Below are 2886 nucleotides of genomic sequence, written 5' to 3'. Positions count from 1 at the left end.
CGGCATCGGCGGGCTGCGCGGTGGCGCGCGTCGCGGCCAGCGCGGCGGCGGCGGCGAGCAGCGTGCGTCGGTGCATGGTCTGTCCTCCCATTACGTCGCGGGAGGGTGCGGGCGGCCGGGGGGCTTGGGAAGTCCCGATTCGGCGGCGTGCGCTCAGTGCATGTAGCTGCGCGTCACGTAGTCGGTCAGGCTCTCCACCGCATGGGCCTGCTGCGCCAGGCGGTGGCGCACCAGGTCGCGCACGCTGACCAGGCCGAGCAGCACGCCGTCCGCGTTGACCACGGGGAGGTGGCGGAAATAGCCCTCGTCCATGATCTGCAGCGCGGCGTCCACGGGCGTGTCGGGCGCGACCATGACGACCTGGCGCGTCATCAGCTCTTCCGCCGCCATGCCCTCGATGCCGCCGGCGCGGGTGGCGAGCGCGCGGACCACGTCGCGCTCCGACACGATGCCGAGGACGCGGCGGCGCGGATCGAGCACGAGCACCGCGCCGATCCGGCGCTGGTCGAGCAGGCAGGCGACTTCCGTCACCGGGGTTTCCGGCGTCACGGAGATCACGGCGTTGCCTTTCTGCCTGAGCACGGCGGAGATGGTCATGGACCTGCACCTTGGTTCGCGTTGCGTGTCGCGCCGGGGTCGTTCCGCCCCGTGGGTGCCTTCCTCGTCCCTTGGCTCTACGCCGCGGCGGCGCAGAGGCGCAACGAAGAACCGCGACCGGGCCCTAGCAGGACCGGTTAATTCGCCTCCATCCCGAACCGTGACAGCGCCTTGTGTCAGCCCGACGTGACAGCGCGCGCTCAGCCCCGCCGGATGCCGAGCGGCAGCGTCAGGCCTTTCTGGATACCGGTCAGGCCGCGGCGATAGGCGGCGTCGATGTAGTACTGGCCGAGCGGGATGTAGGGCAGGTCCTGCCACAGCGCAGCCTGGATGCGCCGGCCGATCGGCTTCTGCGCCTCGAGGTCGGGCGCGGCGAGCCATTCCTCGCGCAGCGCCTCCAGCGCGGGGCTGGTCGGCCAGCCGAACCAGGCGGCCCGTCCATTGGCGCGCAGCAGCGGATGCACGCCGGGATTCCCGAGGTCGACGCCGCCGAACAGCACGACGAGCGCGTTCCAGCCGCCCTGGCCCGGCGGCTCCTGCCGGGCGCGGCGCTGCAGCACGGTGCCCCAGTCGCTGGTCGCACTTTCGGCGTTCAGGCCGCTGCGCTTCATCGTGTCGGTCAGCAGCGTGGTCAGCGTGTTGTTGTTCACCACGTCGGTCGGGTGCAGCACGGTCACGGGCTGGTTGGCGTAGCCCGCCGCCTGCAGCGCGGCGCGGGCGCGGTCGACGCTGCGCGGCGCGGTCAGCACGCCGATGCCCTCGTCGTTCGCCAGCGCGGAGGAGGTGGGGAAGGCGCCGATGCCCTCGGCCCAGAGGCTGCGGTCGGTGCCCATGATGGCGGTCATGAAGTCCGCCTGGTTGATCGAGTGCAGCAGCGCGCGGCGGATGGCCGGATTGTCGAAGGGCGGATGCAGGTGGTTGAAGCGCAGATGCGCGACCAGGCCGCCGGCGTCGATGCGCTCCACCACGATGTCGCGGTGGCGGCGCAGGATGGGGCGCAGGTCGGGCGCGACCTGCTCGTAGACGTCGATCTCGCCGGCCTGGATCGCGGCGGCGACGGTGCCGGCATCGGGGATCCAGTTGAACACCACGCGCTCGAAGCCTGCCACCTTGGCGCCGCCGAGCAGGCTGGGCGCGCGCGGGTTGGGCACGTAGCCCTCGAAGCGGCGATAGACGTTGCGCGCGCCGGACAGCCGCTCCTCCGCCACGAAGCGATAGGGGCCGGAGCCGACGACCTCGGTGAAGGGGCGCGCCGGATCGACATTGGCGAAGCGCTCGGGGAAGACGAAGCAGGGATAGCTGCTGGGCTTGCCCAGCGCCTCCAGCATCGGGCCGAAGCGCTGGTTCAGGCGGATCTCGAAGCGGCGGTCGTCCAGCGCGCGCATCTCCGCCGTGCGCTCGCGCAGCGTCTGGCCGAGCGTGTCGCGCGCCGACCACCGCGCGATGGAGGCAACGGCGTCGGCGGCGCGGATGCGTTCGTTGTCGTGGAAGCGGATGCCCTCGCGCAGGGTGAAGACCCAGCGCAGCCCGTCATCCTCCACCACATGCCCCTCGCAGAGCTGCGGCTGCATGGCGAAGGATTCGTCGGGGCCGTACAGCGTGTCCCAGCACATGTGGCCGTGGTTGCGCACGCCATAGGCGGTGGTGCTCATCGGGTCGAGCGTGGTGACGTCGGCCTGCGGCATCCAGCGCAGCGTGGTGGCGGCCGGGCCCTGCGCCAGCGACGGCATGGCGGGCGAGAGGCCGGTGGCGGCGAGGCCGGAGAGGAGGGTGCGGCGGCGCATGCGGACCTCGGGGCGCTGGGGTGCGCGCAGGATGGCGCGGCGCGGGGCGCGGGCGCAACGCCCGAGGGCTTGAAGGGCCGGGTCGCCGAGGCCAACTGCCGCGCAACGGTCCGGGCCCCTCTGGCGTGCCATGCGGCGCGCGATGTCGGACCTCCATCCCGTGGCCGCCCCGGCGGCCCCCTGTGGAGGCGCGGCGCCATGGCCCTTTCTGCCATCTGGTCGGTGAATTGCGTGGCGCGCGTGCTGCGCGTGCTGGGCGTGGTGCTGCTGGCGATCGGCGCCGCGGGATACCTGCTGCCGGCGGGCGCGGTGCACTGGACGGCGCTGATCCCCGCGATGCTCGGGCTGCTGGCGGTCGCCGCCTCCTTCGCACGAAACGCCTGGGTGGCGGCCGCGCTCGGCGGCGTGGTGTGCCTGGTGGCGCTGATGGGCGGCGGGTCGGCGCTGCCGCAGGTGCCGGCCCTGCTGGCGGGCGAGGCCGGTGCGGCCGTCGCCTCCCGCGCGG

Annotated in this window: 3 protein-coding genes; 1 reads left to right on the top strand and 2 read right to left on the bottom strand. The window is 73.1% G+C overall.

Going from position 1 to position 2886, the window contains the following annotated elements; all coding sequences use genetic code 11:
* Positions 1–153: 153 nt before the first annotated feature.
* Together OZN99_RS28920 and OZN99_RS28915 are read right to left on the bottom strand one after the other, a co-directional pair.
* Positions 154–597 carry a CBS domain-containing protein gene (locus OZN99_RS28920; RefSeq protein ID WP_270938677.1) on the bottom strand — a complete coding sequence of 148 codons (444 nt, stop codon included), beginning with the start codon at positions 595–597 and terminating at the stop codon, positions 154–156.
* Between the two features lie 200 nt (positions 598–797).
* Complete coding sequence (locus OZN99_RS28915; protein WP_270938676.1) at positions 798–2381, bottom strand: ABC transporter substrate-binding protein; 1584 nt, start codon at positions 2379–2381, stop codon at positions 798–800.
* A 198-nt stretch (positions 2382–2579) separates the two neighbouring features.
* On the opposite strand from OZN99_RS28915, the gene OZN99_RS28910 reads away from it, so the two are divergent.
* Positions 2580–2886: hypothetical protein (locus tag OZN99_RS28910; RefSeq protein WP_270938675.1), on the top strand; the 307-nt coding region annotated here is incomplete at its 3' end.

Origin of the sequence: Falsiroseomonas oryzae (assembly GCF_027856955.1) — a bacterium.
In the GTDB taxonomy this organism is placed as follows: Bacteria; Pseudomonadota; Alphaproteobacteria; order Acetobacterales; family Acetobacteraceae; genus Falsiroseomonas; species Falsiroseomonas oryzae.
The sequence above is the reverse complement of the archived record's forward strand: the minus strand, read 5'-3'. Positions and strand labels throughout refer to the sequence as shown.

Bases quoted from the DNA above. Each gene is read 5' to 3' on its own strand.
- OZN99_RS28920 (WP_270938677.1), bottom strand. From the start codon at position 597: ATGACCATCTCCGCCGTGCTCAGGCAGAAAGGCAACGCCGTGATCTCC.
- OZN99_RS28915 (WP_270938676.1), bottom strand. From the start codon at position 2,381: ATGCGCCGCCGCACCCTCCTCTCCGGCCTCGCCGCCACCGGCCTCTCG.